This is a genomic window from Flavobacterium sp. H4147 (assembly GCF_029360735.1).
Classification (GTDB): domain Bacteria; phylum Bacteroidota; class Bacteroidia; order Flavobacteriales; family Flavobacteriaceae; genus Flavobacterium; species Flavobacterium endoglycinae.
In genome coordinates, this window is the sequence record NZ_JARKNB010000003.1 from 163,646 (window position 1) to 179,945 (window position 16,300).

At 34.9% G+C, this 16,300-nt stretch carries 13 protein-coding genes; 1 reads left to right on the forward strand and 12 read right to left on the reverse strand.

All coding sequences use genetic code 11. The features are described 5' to 3' along the window. Window positions 1-381: 381 nt before the first annotated feature. The 5 genes from P2W75_RS15005 to P2W75_RS15025 all read right to left on the reverse strand — a co-directional run bounded on the left by P2W75_RS15005 (window position 382) and on the right by P2W75_RS15025 (window position 7,380). Window positions 382-3,609, reverse strand: coding sequence for a TonB-dependent receptor (locus P2W75_RS15005; protein ID WP_276381089.1), 3,228 nt, complete (start codon window positions 3,607-3,609; stop codon window positions 382-384). Between the two features lie 83 nt (window positions 3,610-3,692). Further along, complete coding sequence (locus P2W75_RS15010; protein WP_276381090.1) at window positions 3,693-4,538, reverse strand: FecR domain-containing protein; 846 nt, start codon at window positions 4,536-4,538, stop codon at window positions 3,693-3,695. 240 nt (window positions 4,539-4,778) lie between these two features. Then, window positions 4,779-5,375 carry an RNA polymerase sigma factor gene (locus P2W75_RS15015; protein ID WP_276381091.1) on the reverse strand — a complete coding sequence of 199 codons (597 nt, stop codon included), beginning with the start codon at window positions 5,373-5,375 and terminating at the stop codon, window positions 4,779-4,781. Window positions 5,376-5,562: 187 nt separating this feature from the next. Further along, window positions 5,563-6,810 (reverse strand): beta-ketoacyl-ACP synthase II, encoded by a 1,248-nt coding sequence (fabF, locus tag P2W75_RS15020; RefSeq protein WP_276381092.1) that lies wholly within the window; start codon window positions 6,808-6,810, stop codon window positions 5,563-5,565. An 18-nt stretch (window positions 6,811-6,828) separates the two neighbouring features. Continuing rightward, window positions 6,829-7,380, reverse strand: coding sequence for a TetR/AcrR family transcriptional regulator (locus tag P2W75_RS15025; RefSeq protein ID WP_276381093.1), 552 nt, complete (start codon window positions 7,378-7,380; stop codon window positions 6,829-6,831). Between the two features lie 249 nt (window positions 7,381-7,629). Between P2W75_RS15025 and P2W75_RS15030 the strand changes: the two genes are divergently transcribed. Next, complete coding sequence (locus tag P2W75_RS15030) at window positions 7,630-8,586, forward strand: alpha/beta fold hydrolase (protein ID WP_276381094.1); 957 nt, start codon at window positions 7,630-7,632, stop codon at window positions 8,584-8,586. A gap of 38 nt (window positions 8,587-8,624) precedes the next feature. Here the strand turns inward: P2W75_RS15030 and P2W75_RS15035 are convergent, their stop codons facing one another. The 7 genes from P2W75_RS15035 to P2W75_RS15065 form a co-directional block, all read right to left on the reverse strand. Next, window positions 8,625-10,139 carry a glycosyl hydrolase family 32 gene (locus P2W75_RS15035; protein WP_207296037.1) on the reverse strand — a complete coding sequence of 505 codons (1,515 nt, stop codon included), beginning with the start codon at window positions 10,137-10,139 and terminating at the stop codon, window positions 8,625-8,627. A 155-nt stretch (window positions 10,140-10,294) separates the two neighbouring features. Further along, window positions 10,295-12,475: an HAD-IIB family hydrolase gene (locus P2W75_RS15040; RefSeq protein WP_276381095.1), complete on the reverse strand. Its 2,181-nt coding sequence runs from the start codon at window positions 12,473-12,475 to the stop codon at window positions 10,295-10,297. 176 nt (window positions 12,476-12,651) lie between these two features. Next, window positions 12,652-13,080: a hypothetical protein gene (locus P2W75_RS15045; protein ID WP_276381096.1), complete on the reverse strand. Its 429-nt coding sequence runs from the start codon at window positions 13,078-13,080 to the stop codon at window positions 12,652-12,654. Window positions 13,081-13,261: 181 nt separating this feature from the next. Further along, the gene (locus P2W75_RS15050; RefSeq protein ID WP_276381097.1) at window positions 13,262-14,029 is read right to left on the reverse strand and encodes a methyltransferase domain-containing protein; all 768 of its coding nucleotides are present in this window, start codon (window positions 14,027-14,029) and stop codon (window positions 13,262-13,264) included. Between the two features lie 152 nt (window positions 14,030-14,181). Further along, a complete protein-coding gene (locus P2W75_RS15055; RefSeq protein WP_276381098.1) occupies window positions 14,182-14,877 on the reverse strand; it encodes a CPBP family intramembrane glutamic endopeptidase in 696 nt (231 codons plus the stop codon). Window positions 14,878-14,951: 74 nt separating this feature from the next. Then, the gene (locus tag P2W75_RS15060) at window positions 14,952-15,545 is read right to left on the reverse strand and encodes a Crp/Fnr family transcriptional regulator (RefSeq protein WP_276381099.1); all 594 of its coding nucleotides are present in this window, start codon (window positions 15,543-15,545) and stop codon (window positions 14,952-14,954) included. An 84-nt stretch (window positions 15,546-15,629) separates the two neighbouring features. Beyond that, window positions 15,630-16,280 carry a carbohydrate-binding protein gene (locus tag P2W75_RS15065; protein ID WP_276381100.1) on the reverse strand — a complete coding sequence of 217 codons (651 nt, stop codon included), beginning with the start codon at window positions 16,278-16,280 and terminating at the stop codon, window positions 15,630-15,632. Window positions 16,281-16,300: the final 20 nt, after the last annotated feature.

A 16,300-nucleotide genomic window follows, 5' to 3' on the forward strand; every position in this document is an offset into this window, starting at 1 on the left:
TTGTAATAAGTATTCCGTTTTACCGCCGGAAAACTATCCCTGATATTCTTCTTTCATTTTCGGGGTTTGAATGAAAGCTTTATTTCCTCTAAAATTTATAAACACTCTGGCAGTTTCTTTCTACGTGACAACCAATTTTACCCTGTAAGCCTCTCATTTGGCCGGGAAGTTTTTGCGGGTTTCTTACGTGTCAGTCTCTACTGTGTCCTTGTCCTAATTTTAAAAGAATGTAATTTTTTAAACCATCTTAGTAAGAGCGTAATAACCTGCTTCTTTATATACATTAGATTTCAAATGAGGGAAAAATCACCTAAAATTTCATCCTTAACAGTTTCTTAATTTTTACCATAACTTATATTAAAAATCACGCATTTAATGTTATTAAAATGAGTAGTTTAATGAAATATTGATGCTTCTGCCTGTCCAAGCTTTAAACATTTTTCTATCGATATACGGATCGTATTTGTCTGAAGCTCCCGCTCCTAATGCTTTTTGATCTCTTGGGTTGGCACCAATTTCAAAATCAACATTTTTTGAATAACTATTTGCGTTGTTATAGGTTTCGATAGCGGTATCAAAAAGATTTTTGATTCCCAGTTTTAATTCTAAATTTCTTTCTTCAAAAAATTTATAACTTACTTGTGCATCAGTAATACCATACGGCATACGGATTTCTTCGGCTTGATAATCAAAACCTACTAGAATGTATTGGTCACCAATGGCATTGTGTCTGATACTGAAACCCAAACGATCTCCTATATAATCCATTCCAATATTGTAATTGTAAGGCGCTTGTCCAAACAAAGGACGGTTCGCCTCGTACAATCCTCCAGTTCCGTCAATATTGACATACCCCGTTACTTTAGTAGTATTGAAAGCAGCATTTCCAGAAAGGAAAATCTTTCTCAATAAATCCCCTTCTCCTAGAAAAGATAAATTCTTGTAGATTTCAAATTCAAATCCAAACAATTTGGCGCTGTCAGAGTTCATGTTGTAGATATATCTTGTCCCTCCGTCATTTCCAATCTGCGTTACCCCTTCAATGGGATTCTTTATGTTCTTTTTGTAGATACCAAACGAGATAATTTCACCTTGTGATGGAAACCATTCTGTTTTAAAATCATAATTATCAACTTCTGTTGAAACAATTCCGCCCGTATAGTTTAATACCATCGCATTACGAACCGGATCATAATATGGCATGTTTAAACGTTCTGAAAATTGTGGCCTTAATACCGATTTATTATACCCAAGTCTAAGATTTACTTTGTTAGACGGACTTACCGTAAGGTTTACCGAAGGAAGATATTGCCATACTTTATCGTCTTTCTGTACGGTTTCAAATCCACCGGCGTTATCAGACTGACTTGCAATTTGTGTATATACATAACTTTCTGCGCGAAGTCCCCAAACCAATCGAACGTATTGATTGAATTTATTATCGAGCATTAAAAAAGGAGAATGAACTTTTACATCTCCTATATATTCATTACCATACGTCGTAATTCTTTTCCAGCCGAAACCTCCCCAGCGGTAATGCGAACCATCTAATAATTGAGAAAGAGGATAATCAATAATAGCTGTATCTGTTCCTTGTCCAACAACATTTAAAGCAGATGATTCCTGTTGGTTTTTGGCTTTTTTATACGTTCCGAAATATCCTGCCTTTACCGTGTTGGTAAAAGAATCACTAAAGTCAAAATTATAGCTGAAGTTTATTCCAACATTATAATCATTTTCGCTATTGGTAAAATTGGATCTTTTAAAACTTTCTGGATCTGAATTGTACACCAATTGATAAAGTTGAGTATCCTCTCCTACTTTTCTACGTAAACTCGTTAAGAAAGTAGCATCTTTGGTATCTTTTGAGGTACTGCTGAAAGCACCAAACCAATTGATTTCAAATTTTTCAAAACGATGGTTTCCTTCTATTTTATTTTGAATAAAAGTCTGGTAAACTGGATAATCTGTTTCTTTGGTAAAAGGAAGAAAAGTACCGTTTACAATTCCTTCAAGGTTTCCTGTATACATATTCCAGCCCGTAATTTGAGTCAGCTGGTTGTCGTACATGTGCATATAAGTATTTCGGGTCGTAATTTTATGTTTTCCTAATTGAATTCCGGCATTAAACATACCGCCCACAGTCGAATTGAAGTTATAAGAAGCTCCTGAATTTTTAAATCCGTACTTTTTGAAAGTAGAATATCCGTTTCCTTCTTCTGGAACAAATTCAGAATTGGGCATATAACTTCCTCTTTCAGTATGATCGATTTTTAATTGATCCTGCGTATTCTTGAAAATAACCGATCCCACAAAACCAAACTTGTTATTGTCTTTCAATTTATAAACCTGACCTAAAGCAAACTGTAAAGAAGTTCCCGGAGCGGCATAGGTTTTAAAAGTGGTAAAGTTATCCTGGGTAAACTTTTTAGATTGTTCTATAAACGGACCTGATTCTGCTTCTGTAGTGGGAACATCAATATTGGTTAAACCCGAAGGATAGGTTCTCGTTCCGTCATCAAAACCTACATAATCATGTTCGCCTTCTTGTTTGGTCAAACGATCTTTAAAAGTTGCTCTGCTGTTGTATGAAGTTCCAACAGAAAAAGTCATGAAATTTTTCTTAGGAATATCTTTTGTTTTTACTTCAACAAATCCTCCTGCAAAATTGGCATTCATATCAGGTGTTGCATTTTTACTAACGACAACACTTTCTACCATAGCAGTTGGAATAATATCAAAATTAAACTGCTGCTGACTCGGATCTGTACTTGGCAGATTTACACCGTCCATAACCGCCTGATTCCAGCGTTCACCCATAGAGCGGACTACTACATATTTATCATCAATAGTCGTAACACCAGTAATACGTTTTAAAGTACTTCCTACATCTTTGTCTGGTGTTCTGGCAATTTGTTCCGCAGAAATACCATCAGAAAGCTGTGCGGCTTTTTTTTGCTGTAACAACATTCCTTCTGTCGAAGCCGTCGCTTTTTGAAACGTCTGTGTAACGACAACCTCATCTAGAGATTCGGCATCATCTTTTAAAACCACATTTAGAACCACATCAGATTCTGCTACTTTAATATCGGTAATTTTCTGTGTTTGGAAAGAAACATAACTTACTTCTATCGAATACGTTCCCGCTTCTAAGTTAAACGAATAGTTTCCGTCGAAATCAGAAACAGCTGCATTGGCCGTTTCAATTACTCTAACCGAAGCTCCCGGAAGCACCAGACCATTTTTGTCGACTACCTTTCCTGAAATACTTCCTAATTTTTTAGAAGCCGACTTTTTATTTACAGCAATATTGGTATTATTTCTTCTGAAATTTAAATTCGTCAGCGTTTGAAGTTCTGTCAAAAGATTATCTATTGAAATATTCTCTTTTTTAAGATCAATAAGCGGTTTGCTTAAATCCATATCTTTCTGATAAATAAAACGATACGGCGTTCTGGATTCTAAGTTTTCAAAAACTTCCTGCGGAGAGACATTTTTAAAATCAACAGAAACAGCACCCGACTGAGAATAGGTACTTGTGATTGAAAAGAAAATGCTGAAAAACAGAATTTGTACGGCAATAGGAAACTGCCTAAAATAATCATTCATAATAAATAATTTGTTTTTGGTTGTGTATATTTTTTTTCTGGATTATAGGATATAAGGTTCAGCAGACCTTTTACAGCTGCTGATTATCGTCTTACAAAGTAGGTATCATTACCAACAGGTTTAATGGTAATTTCTAATGCAAAAGCAATCGTCTGCAGTAATTCTGGAACACCTTGTCTGGTATCAAGAGTTCCTTTTACCTGAAGTTTTTTCAAATCCTCACTGGCATATTTAAACGTAAATCCGTGATTTGTTTTAAGTTTTTCGATAACGGCTTCAAGGCTTAAACCGTCGACATCGATAAGAGAATTTTTCCATTCTGGGTCGATAACCAAAGCTTTACGTTTTTGAACTATGTTTTCTTTTGGAACAAATATGGCGGCGTAACCTCTTTCGAGAAAAACAGCATTCTGGCTGCTCTCTACTTTTACTTTTCCGGTTCTTACATTTACCTCAGCAATATTTCCATACGCTTTTACATCAAATGAAGTTCCTAAAACGGTAGTTTTGATATTTCCAGAACTGATAATAAAAGGACGTGCCGTATCTCTTGCCACTTCAAAAAAAGCTTCTCCTTTTAATTTGACAATTCGTTCATTGTCGGCAAACTTTTCTGGATATTCGATTTGTGTATTTTCGTTAACCCAGACACGAGTTCCATCAGACAAGCGAATTAATCTGATGTCCTGCGGATACGTTTGTGTAACCACTCCAGCAGTTTTTACAGATTGGAATCCAAAATAAAACTGAAATCCGGCAAGCGAAATAAGAAGAACTGCGCAGGCGGCCATTATGCTGCGGTATATATTTCTGCGCTTGTTAATAGTAGCCGATGCAACGACATCCCACATTCGTAGTTTTATATCTTCGGGAAATATTCCTTTCTGTGGTAATTCGTCCCATTCTTCTTTTAGTCCGTTCAATTTCATTTTATAAGAGTAAAAATTAATGTTCCAGGAAAATCCTCAAAATCTCCTGTCAACCTACATTAGACAGCTTTACTCTAAAAAATCACGGGCAATTTCACTCTTAATGATTTATTAATACACTAAAAAACCTATATTTTCTTTAACCCTGTAAAATTCAACATCTTAAAAAATAAGTCCAAAAATCACATTACAATTCCTTTACAATCCCGATACATTTCTATACAAAACCGCTTTAGGACTTTATGAAAAATCAGTAAAAGCATTTATGGAATGGCAGTGATTGATAAAAACCAATGCAAACCAATACAATTCGTGGCTTTTTACAGAATTCTTTTTAAGATACTGGAGTGTTTTTGAAATCTGGTTGGCAACAGCGCTTTGAGACATTCCCATTTCGTCGGCAATCTCTTTGTAGCTCATTTCATCAAACTTATGAAGGGTAAAAATTTTTCTTCTTTTCTCTGGAATCTGCTGCAGCAAATGCTCTATTTTTTCAAGCTTTGAAGTCAGGTTAACCTCAGCTTCTTCGTTGCTGTCAAGTTCTTTGATTAACTGAGTATCTTCAACGGAAAGAATGCGGTTTTGCTTATTGTACCATTTAGAAATTTCCTGTTTACAGCTTTTAAATAAAATGGAATCAAGTTCTACAGAAGGATCAATTTTACTGCGGTATTTCCAAAGATGAATAAAGACATTTTGGGTAATATCTTCGGTATCTGACTGCTGAGCGGCATATTTCTTAACAAAACAAAAAACTTTAAAATGATATAATTCGTAGATTTCTTTAAAGCAAGAATCGTCTCCATTCCTTAATCTTGTAATCAAAACAGTGCTCATAGTATAATTTTAAATTGGAAAAGAATCCTTACAAAATTACCGCAAACAGAGTTTCATTATTTTGCTCACACATTCATTTAATGATTTTTTAATATTGGCAGAAAAAGAAGACGTTTTGAAATACAAAAAAAGGATTCTGAAGCTATTAGTCCAAAATCCTTTCTTAAAAATATATGATGTTTCTATTTTATTCTTCAGAAAACTTTTTAAAAATAGTAGTCGCAATATGACCGCCAAAACCAAAAGTATTACTCATGGAGTAATTGATTTCTTTTTCCTGTGCTTTTCCTAAAGTCAAGTTGAAAATATCCTTAAAAGCAGGTTCTATTTCAACCGAATTAATAGTTGGCGGTACAATATTATTCTGAACAGCTTTTATACACGCAATCGCTTCAATAGCGCCCGCAGCACCCAGAAGATGTCCTGTCATTGATTTTGTCGCACTGATGTTTAGATGATTTTCTCGTCCAAAAACTCTTTCAACCGCTTTTAATTCGCTGTTATCTCCCTGTGGAGTTGAGGTAGCATGTGTATTGATATAATCAATTTGATCGATCGAAATCTCTGCATCTTCAAGCGCAGCCAGCATTCCTAAATATGCTCCTTCTCCTTCAGGATGGGTTCCCGTAAGATGATAGGCATCAGCCGCCATTCCGCCTCCAACAATTTCTGCAATAATTGGCGCATTTCTACTGATGGCGTGTTCGTAGCTTTCTAAAATAATCGCTCCAGCTCCTTCTCCCATCACAAAACCGTCTCTGTTTACATCAAACGGACGTGAAGCTATTTCTGGACTATCGTTTAACGTAGATAACGCTTTTGAAGCATTAAATCCTCCAACACTCGTTTCATTGATTGGCGCTTCAGAACCTCCTGTGATAATCATATCTGCTTTTCCCCAGCGGATATAATTAAAAGCATCAATAATTGCCGTATTGGAAGTCGCACAAGCCGAAACCGTTGTATAATTAATCCCTCGTAAACCATATTTAATAGAAATCACGCCCGAAGCAATATCTACAATCATCTTCGGAATAAAGTATGGGTTAAATCTTGGTGTTCCATCGCCTTTGGCAAATTCCATAAGCTGTTCCTGAAAAGTTCCAATTCCCCCGTTACCAGAACCCCAGATAACACCAATTCTATTTTTGTTGAGGTTATCGAAATTAATTTCGGCATTTTGTATCGCTTCTTCTACAGAAATTAAAGCGTACTGTGTAAACAAATCATATTTTCTGGCTTCTGACTTTTCGATATAATCCAGCGGATTAAAGTCTTTCAATTCGCAGGCAAATTTGGTTTTGAATTTTGTGGTATCAAATTTTGTAATTGGCGCAGCGCCGCTGATACCATTTACCAGAGATTCCCAAAAATCATTTACATTGTTTCCAATTGGAGTCAGCGCTCCTAAACCGGTAATTACTACTCGTTTCATATTTTTTTATCTAAATAATTATCTAATAAGTTGTTTTTTAATGCTGTCTTTTAGAATAGCAAAATCTTCTTTTCCTGTAAGTCTCGAAAGCTGCACAATAGAAATCATATTCGTAATCAGAAGCAACGCTCTGGTTCTGGGTTCGTCTTCAAAAGCAAAAATCTTTTGGTTTCTTCCTTCTTCCAGAAAAGAACTTACCCAGCGAATCATTTCACCCGAAAAAACTTTAAGCTTTTCCTGTACCATTTCATCAAGTGTATTAAAATCAGTTGAAAGCGAACCGACAATACAAATCTCTTTCTCGTTCAATATATCCGAATAAATCGTAAAGAATCTTTCCAGTTTTTCTACAGGCGATTTGTCTTCATAAGTTTGGGCTACTTTTTCAAGATTTTGAATACTTTTTTCGATAACAGCAATACCCAAATCAGATTTTGAAGGAAAATGATAATGTATAGAAGCCGTTTTGATTCCCACTTTTTCAGAAATATCATAAAAGCTGAAAGCATTATATCCTTTTGCTCTGATTAATACATCTGCTAATTCTATTATTTGCTCTTTTGTAGACATGATTTATTTTTTGACAAAATTACCTATTAACTAGTAGGTAGACAAATTTTTCGGTGGTAATCTTTTCATAAAAATTGAGAATCCCTGTGTTTACAATACAAGACATTAAAATATTACTATTGAATTTGAGAGAATTAAGCTTTAAAACCTTTTTATTTTCTTATACTATATTGCTTACAATTTTTCAAAGTTTTTTAATACATTAGCTCGCCATTAAACTGATTAAAAGCCAATTAAATCCATTACATTATGAAGAACAAAATCTACTTTAGTTTATTTAACCTTCTGTTTTTTACTACTTTTTTATCTGCTCAGACACAGCCGCAATACGATACTTTGTCTGTTGGGAAAATCAAACAAATCATTTCATACAAAGGGACAAAAGATGCTCCTATAATCTTGTTTCTTCACGGCGGACCCGGAAGTTCCAGAATGAATCAAGCTGAAATTTTCAGCAATGAACTTCAAAAACACTTTATGGTGGTTCAATGGGATCAGCGAGATGCTGGAAGAACAATGGCTTTGAATAAATCTACTGTTCCGAATACGCTTCAGCTTGTAGAAAATGATACTTATGAAGTTATCACCCAGCTTTTAAAAAAATTCAATAAAAAGAAACTTTATCTTGTTGGCGAATCGTGGGGAACTGTTTTAGGTTTTAAAATGGCCGAAAAACATCCTGAACTTCTTCACGCTTATATTGCGTTCAGTCCCGTTGTAAATCAGACTAAAAGCGAACAGATAGTTTTGGATAAATTGATACAAAACGCCAAGGAAAAACAAAATACAGAAGCGCTGAAAGAATTAAAAACGGTAAAAATTCCGTTTGATAATTCCGACCAGATTTATTATTCCAGAAAATGGATGTTTGATTACGACGGACAACCTTTCGCAGCCAAAGACACTGCGGTTGTGAAACAGTATTTAAAATCATGGTCAGACAATTGGTTACCTACTTGGAACGACGCTATCAAACAAAATCTCTTTGTACAGCTTCCGAAAGTAAAATGTCCGGTATATTTCATTTTGGGAGAAAAGGATTTACAAACCAACTTTACAATTGCCAAAGAATACTATACTATCTTAAAAGCGCCAAAGAAACAGATTTATACTTTTAAAGACGCAGGACATTCGGTATTAACTGAAAAAGCAGCCGAAGTTCAGAAAATTATTATTGATGATATTCTGTCCAATACTAAATCATAAAAAGCAAAAATCCGTATCGAAGTGATACGGATTTTGTTTTATTGAATCTGAACAATTCTGCTATAATCTTTCATATACTTTTCAGGATCTGAAGCGGCATATTCGTTTTCCGGTTCTGGTATCACATGAATTTTTGAATCACTAATCGATATTACAGCGGAACAGACGTAAATACCGACTTTTCCTTCGGAGTATTTAAAATCAAGCAGCGTTAGTTTTACGATGTCATTAATCGACAATTCGTAATAGTTTCCGTATCGGATAATTTTAAAATAGATTTGTTTCTCCTCTCCTATCTCAAATTGATTGGTTTGGATATTCTCGAATATAAAATTGTTTTTGACGTCTTTTTCATTAAATCCCCACGCTCTAAACTGTACAAAACCATTCATAAAATCAATTGAAATGTAATATCCCGTTCCTTCTTTGTCACATTCAATTACAAAACCGGTTTTTCCCATTCCTTCTACTGCAAGAGTTCCTTCCCAGACAAAATCCATTGAAGGTTTTTCAAAACAATAAATTTCATAACCGCTGCGGCAGCCAAAACGCCATTTATTTTCACTTTCTAAAACAAAATCAGCTGTTGGGTTTCCCAAAATAGGAAGCGGATGCGGTAAATCTTTCTGCAATATGGTTTTCTGATAGAGTTTTTCCCAATAATAATAAGTTTTAAGCAAAAGTCTCCCGCTTTTATCGGTTCCTAATTCTTTTGGCGGCGGAATCACGCGGTGTGTGTTGACATTTCCATCGGCAAAATAAAAATTGTAGACCAAGAAATGCTTTCCGTCTTTTACTACTCGGGCGGCATAATTTCCCTGCGGCATTAATACATTGTTATGAAAAGCACAATATTCTCCTCTAAATTCCGGCGCCGACCAATAACGAACTTTAATATCTTCCCGAATTGATCCCAATAAATAATGCGTTCCTTTGATTTCAAACACACACGGACATTCTACGTCATCATACACATACGGAATATGAAGCGGTTTCTGCAGCACAAATCCGGTTTCATCTCTTTTTGCCACGCCAATACAGCCTCTGCGATAAGTTGGACCAGAAGCACTTCTGGCACAGATTAATAAATAATCTTCGCCTTTGTATTGGTATTTAAACGGATCTCGAAAACTAATCCATTGGCGTGGATTGTTGTTTGGACCTTCATAATGTGGTGCTTCACTTTTAAAAGGAAGTCCGTATAGGTTTTCTTTTTTCCAATTAATTAAATCGGTAGAAACGGCTCTTCCAATTTTTTGTTCAATTCCTTTATCCTGACGTTTTAATCCGGTATAATACATTTCATAACCTTCTCCTTCTGATTTTTTGCTCACGTGCATCGTCCACAGCATATCGTCGTCCCATTCTCCGGGATCGCCCACAAAAAGAGCATTTTTAACTCTTTTCCACGATAAACCGTCATTTGAAACGGCATGCGCAATATAATCGTGATTAGGAATAATTAAATGAAATAAATGATGAATTCCTTTTTCATCTATAAATACATCAACATCTCCAATTTCCCAGTTGCTAAATCCTGAACCTGAATACATTTTATTACTTATTTAATCTGTTAGTATTTTTTATAGCCACGAATTCACGAATTCGCTTGAATTTTAAATCTGATGAACTTTTTCAAAGTTTCAAACTTTGAAAAAGTTGCCGTTGTGCTATGTCTCTATGTGTTTATATTTTTTAAGTAAACCAATTACTTTATGATTTTATAATATTTCAAACCTTCTAAAATTCCGGCTGATGCAGCGGTTTTGGCTACGTAAATACTTTTTGTAGTTTCGTACTCTGCTAGTTCTGCACTTCTGTTTCCCACAATAATTCCTTTTACGGGACCTCTAAACATGTCAACATCATTTCCAGAATCTCCTGCAGCAATAACATTTCCTAATGGAATCGACCATTTTCGGCACAAGAATTTAATCGCATTTCCCTTAGAAGCTCTCTTGGGAATAAAATCCAAATACTGACCGTGACTCGCAATAATGTTGACTTTGTACCAGCCCGTTCCTAAAACCCGGATTAATTCATCGTGATCGTACTGTTCCTTATCGTAATAATAGGAGATTTTATACGGGTTTTGCGCCTCTTCTTCTTGAAGTTTAATCCATTTAACGCCGTTGAGTTTATTCACGATTTCTTCTCTTTTCCAGCGGCCGGATAAGAATTTCGCCCAGCCTTTATCGAGAATATATTCTTTTCCGTTGGTATAATAAATTTCGGTTCCAACCGAACAGATAATAAAATCCGGAAGGGGAAATTGTTCTTCATCAATCACTTTTTTAACCAATGCTAAATTCCTTCCAGATGCCATGGCAAAAGCCATTTTATCGGTTCGATTGATTAAATGTGTTTTTAATTCTATTAAACCTGGATTTTCAAGTTTAGGTTCGATCAGTGTTCCGTCAATATCTGAAACTAATAGATTATCAATTTTTCGTTTTAAACGGCTGATATTGATATTTGGATAATGCTGTTTTTTGATTCCCGCGCCAGATGATAAAGAAAGATTTTCATTAACCAATTCAACATATTGATTAACATGGCTGATCCAGCTGTAATGTTTTTGAATATTGATTGCTCCGTTATTCGAATAATATTTCCATTGATTTTCATCAGTAAGAATATTGCGGAGTGCTTTTTTAATCTGGCTTTCTTCCTGCGGATTTACTAATTCTCCGTTTTGGCAGACTGGAATAATTTCCGACGGTCCTCCATTTTTCGTCACCACAACCGGAAGTCCCGAACTAGCAGATTCGATAACGGTCAAGCCGAAATTTTCATGCAAAGCTAAATTCACAAAAACACCTCTTTTTTCGGCAGCATAACGGTAAATAATCGAAACTTCATTTTCGACATCATGCTTTTTCGGAATGGCCATTTTTCCGTATAAATCGTATTTGTCCATTAAGAGAAGTAAATCCGTTAGAACGTTTTTTTCGGATTCCGGCATTTTGGCAATGTCTTTTCGGATTCCGGCAAAAATGACCAAATTGGCAATACTCTGCAGTTCTTTGTCTTTTCCGTACACTTCAATTAAAGTATTCAAGTTTTTGTGTCGGTCAGGTCTCGAAAGGGCCAGAATAATAGGTTTATGCGGATTGGTCAGAAATTTTGAAATAGTTTCGGCAACCCAGTATTTTCGCTGTGCTTCTTCCATATGTTTTTCCGAATCATTTTCTTGAAAATAATACGGAACAAACTTTCGCGTATCGATTCCTGGAGAAATCGCATGGTATTTTCCGAGTTCAAAATTTTTATAGGCTTTATAGGTTTCAATTTCCTGCTCGGTAGAAGTAACAATGAATTCAGCAAGTTCAAGAGTTCGTTCTTCGGCTGTAATTCTGGCTTTGAACTTGAACTTTTTTTCGAGTTCGTCTTCTGGATTTCCGGCTTCAAGTAATTTTTTCTTTTTATAAAAACCTAATGAATGTCCGGTATGTGCAAATGGAATATTTAAAACCGAAGATAATTCCGCAGCAGCGTAACCCGCATCGGCATAATGTGAATGAATCCAGTCTGGAAAAATATTATATTGTTTGATATGCTGCATAACACCATTCACGAAAGTGTCAAGACCTTCCCAGAGCTGTTCTTTTGCTCTGTATTTTTTTCCAAGAAACGGAATACGTCTGATGTCTAATTTGTCATTAAGAATTTCAACAGGAACGGCATATTCTGGTGAAAGTGAGGGATCGTCTATTAAGCGGGTAAAAAGATGTACGTGTTCGACATCTTCATGTTGTGATAAGAATTCTGCTAATTCAAAAATATATTTAGTCTGTCCTCCATTGTCGGCATCGCGTCCAATTTCGAGTCCAGAACCTTTTAAAAGTCCGTGTATATTGATAAGTGCTATTCGTAATTTTTTCATCATAAAATGTATTTGAATTTCAAATTACAAATTATCGAGCACTTTAATGGTATTTTGAGAATGCTAAAATGTTAATTTTAAAGCCAATATGGGAATCCTGAAAATCTTAAGAATGAATTGTATAAAAAGCAGGCTGGCATAAAAAAAGCCTGAGTTACATCAGGCTTTTGTTTTTTTATTTATGCTATCTTCAAAAGTGGCTTTTTTTTATCTTTTTTCACCTGCCATGATCGAACAATTGAATTGATGACTTCTGTAAATTTGTTTTCATTGTACGGAGCTGTAAAATAACTCTTTGCTGGTATTGAAGAACTGTCTACCACAAAACATTGTGTAAACAAAATTGAAAAATACAAACATGGGCATTTCAATTTTAAAAACATATTTTTTTGGTGGCTGGACTGTTTATGGTCTTCGCTAAACTGCAAAACATTGGAAAAAAGTAAAAACGGTTTTATTTTCTCTGAAATAATATGTCTCTGTGCTTCAGCAAATGTTGTAAAACAAAGAAGGCCGTTTTCCAATTCCATTCCTGTGAAAATCTGTTCAAATAATAAACGATTTTCCTTATTTTCCTCAATAAGTACTATAGGTCCTTGTTTGTTCATGATGCGGGATTTTTGGGGGTTACTGTTTTCAGAAATTACTTATACAAAGTTTGTTCTTTTAATCCCTAACGGTTTACATAATTTTCAGCAAGAGTTATATTATTTCCATTTGTTAAAATCCTATTCAAATGATTATCAATTAATTAAAAACTAAAATTTTAACAAAAAATCGTACCAAATTTTACTTTTTCTTTCCATAGAGCAATATTCTCTTAAAAGCATAAATCGCTGGAAACTTTGGGAATGCATTTTCTATGCGTTTTTTATATTCTTTTATAAAAGTCTGCTGCTGTTCTTCCGAAAACCTTTCCATGTACGGAACTAATGTCGATCCAGAAATAAAATCCAGTAATTGCTGTGCATCATCAGCGATTATAGGATAAACCTTCTGCATAATTTGAATATTCTGAAGTCCGCCGTTAAATAAAATCTGAGCGTATTCGTCCATGCTTAATACGGGAGATTCTCTTTTCCAGCCTTTCAAATAGGTTGTATAAGGTTCTTCCTGAACGAGTTCCAGCAGAATTTTATTGAGTACATTATCGGGCTGAACCGGCATTTGCACCGCAAATTGTCCATTTTTTTCAACTAAATTAATCAAATCAGAAAACAGAACTCTATGATTGTCTGACCATTGAAGTGCTGCATTACTAAAAATTAAATCCCATTTTTGTTTGGAAGCAATAATATCTTCCGTCGTGCCCAGTTTGAATTGTAAACGGTCATTTTGCAAATTCTGTGATTTAGCCAGCATTTCTTCAGAAGAATCAATTCCTATAAATGCAGCCGATTCAAATTTTTCAGAAAGAATATAGGTTTGTTCTCCCGTTCCGCAGCCCAGATCGATGCTTTTCATTTTTCCGTTGTCTTCGATTAAATCAATCAAATCGTAAAAAGGCTGGTAACGAATATTTTTAAACTTGTTGTAGATTTCAGGATTCCAAGGCATTGCAGCATTTTTTAATATTAGACTTTCCTTAAAATTAAAAATTTTATGCGTAATCCTCTTTTAATTTTCTCTTAAAAAAAAGCTGGAGAGAAATCTTTATTTCCCTGCCAGCATTTCTAATAAACTGATTAAAATATAAAATATCGTGATTATCATACTGTTTCCTGAGTTAAAGATGGTTTCTTTTTACGGTCGTACATAATTACAAAACCAATCCAAACTGCTAATAAAACAACAATTAAAATTAGTTCTCTATCGTGAATTCCATTGCGAAAGAAGTTGTTTAGCGAATGTACACCAGCAACAGCCAGCAATGATCCTGTTTTTTTGTATATTTTTCCAATTCCCCAAGTTCCAAAAAAGATAATTCCTAAGAAGACCATGTACTGCGTATTCATCTCAATATTTACGTGCCATAAAAACCAAAGAATGGCAATAATTACAGTTGAAGTAAAAGTAGGAAGCGATTTTAATTGTTCTTGTAGAAATCCTCTCCATCCTATTTCTTCTAAAAGTCCGTAAACCAAAACAGTAAACATTAATAGAATGGGAAATTTACCTGCCATAAAATAATCCGTTCCTGCAATTAAAAAAGCCGGAAGAATCCAATAGACTAAAAATGGCAAAGCGGCAGTTTTGTAAATTCCTTTTAAAGAAAGTGGATTCGAAAGCGAAAACAATTTGATGGCAGCAAAAGCACCTAAAGCGGGTCCTACGCCGCGAAGAAGAATTTGTGCATATCCATTTTCGATTCCAGATAATAAATCCGTTTTAACCGCTATATATCGGCAGATAACTGCGATTACATAATATACTGCGATGGCTCCAAAGTTAATTTTACGTGTCATAAGTTATTTTGTTTGATTAGGTGAGACAAACTTAGTAACTGCGTTTTAAAACAAAATTGACTTTGGGTAAGAAATCATTTTTCCATAACTCTTTTACGGATTCGGCTTAGGCTTTCTGCCGTTAATCCAAGATAAGAGGCAATAATTTTTAAAGGTGTACGCTGAAAAATGGCCGGACGTGATTCTATAAGTTTGAGATAACGTTCCTGCGGTGCAAGCGTTAAAAGTCCGATTTGTTCTTCTTGTTTGCGAATGTAAAGCATTTCAGAAATGGCTTTTCCTATGCGTAAACCCGTTTCAGATCTTCCGTATAATTCATTCAAATCTTCGTAGTTAATCGACCAAAGTACAATATCTTCTAGAGCTTCGGCTTTCATTACGGTTGGTTTTTGTCCCAAGAAAGAAAGATAATCACTCATAAAACTATTTTCATATAAGAGATTAATGCAGATATCGCGGTTTCCGTCCCAGACAAATAATCCTGCCGATCCTTTAATAATAATATTTAGATAGCGTTCTACGGTATTATATTCCTTGATAATATCGGCTTTATTAAATTCCCTTACTTTAATTTTTTCAGAGAATCCTTTCCAGATATTAATCTCGGCTTTAAAATACAAATCGAAAACTTGTTTTACCTCTTCGGGGGAAGGTCTTTGGTTATCCATAAATAGGTCAGCTTTTGGTATGACGAACTATTTACCAATATTACAAAGATTTTAGATATTCTCTTACAGAAATTATAATCTATTCTAATTCGGAATAAAATTTAAATAGTCAAGATTCATATTTCCGTTTTTTACAATATGCAAGGTTAAAAGCTGTTTCCCTTTTTTGAGTTTTATTTTTCCTAATGATTTAGATTCGTTCCAATGGTGCCATTGTCTCCAGTCTACAGGATCTTTATCATCATGTGTCGATTCAATTGTAAGCAAACCTGTGGCATCTTTTCCATTTACATCAATAGAAATAGCTCCGTCGCCATTTGCTGTGTACAAAACTCCAATAGTGTAAGTTCCTGATTTTTGAACTTCAACCGAATAATTAATCCATTCCGAAGGCTGCGTCCAGCCCAGATAAAGCTGATTTAAACTTCTGGATACTTTATTAAATGAAGTATTATCAATATCTCCATCTTTGGTATACGAAATATCAACGCCTTCTTTAATTCTAAATTCATGCAGCGGATTTCCATTTACCGGATTTAATTTACCGCTTCCGTTATTATCGGTATCAGTATCATGATAGGCAATTCCTTCGCCTCCTTCATCGTAAAATTCACATTCGATTTTACCTGGAATCTGCTGGAAAGTTCCTTTCCAGGGTTTTCCAATATCCACTGGTTTTACAAATGACAGCAGACCAACGGCAATTCCGCAGATTAACAGACTCCAAGCTTTCATAACTAATCAGAATTTATATT

Excerpts from the sequence above, each read along its gene's own strand:
- P2W75_RS15045 (WP_276381096.1), bottom strand. The coding sequence starts at position 13,080 with ATGAACAAACAAGGACCTATAGTACTTATTGAGGAAAATAAGGAAAAT.
- P2W75_RS15005 (WP_276381089.1), bottom strand. The coding sequence starts at position 3,609 with ATGAATGATTATTTTAGGCAGTTTCCTATTGCCGTACAAATTCTGTTT.
- P2W75_RS15055 (WP_276381098.1), bottom strand. The coding sequence starts at position 14,877 with ATGACACGTAAAATTAACTTTGGAGCCATCGCAGTATATTATGTAATC.
- P2W75_RS15035 (WP_207296037.1), bottom strand. The coding sequence starts at position 10,139 with ATGTATTCAGGTTCAGGATTTAGCAACTGGGAAATTGGAGATGTTGAT.
- P2W75_RS15060 (WP_276381099.1), bottom strand. The coding sequence starts at position 15,545 with ATGGATAACCAAAGACCTTCCCCCGAAGAGGTAAAACAAGTTTTCGAT.
- P2W75_RS15010 (WP_276381090.1), bottom strand. The coding sequence starts at position 4,538 with ATGAAATTGAACGGACTAAAAGAAGAATGGGACGAATTACCACAGAAA.
- P2W75_RS15040 (WP_276381095.1), bottom strand. The coding sequence starts at position 12,475 with ATGATGAAAAAATTACGAATAGCACTTATCAATATACACGGACTTTTA.
- P2W75_RS15025 (WP_276381093.1), bottom strand. The coding sequence starts at position 7,380 with ATGTCTACAAAAGAGCAAATAATAGAATTAGCAGATGTATTAATCAGA.
- fabF (WP_276381092.1), bottom strand. The coding sequence starts at position 6,810 with ATGAAACGAGTAGTAATTACCGGTTTAGGAGCGCTGACTCCAATTGGA.
- P2W75_RS15030 (WP_276381094.1), top strand. The coding sequence starts at position 7,630 with ATGAAGAACAAAATCTACTTTAGTTTATTTAACCTTCTGTTTTTTACT.
- P2W75_RS15065 (WP_276381100.1), bottom strand. The coding sequence starts at position 16,280 with ATGAAAGCTTGGAGTCTGTTAATCTGCGGAATTGCCGTTGGTCTGCTG.
- P2W75_RS15015 (WP_276381091.1), bottom strand. The coding sequence starts at position 5,375 with ATGAGCACTGTTTTGATTACAAGATTAAGGAATGGAGACGATTCTTGC.
- P2W75_RS15050 (WP_276381097.1), bottom strand. The coding sequence starts at position 14,029 with ATGCCTTGGAATCCTGAAATCTACAACAAGTTTAAAAATATTCGTTAC.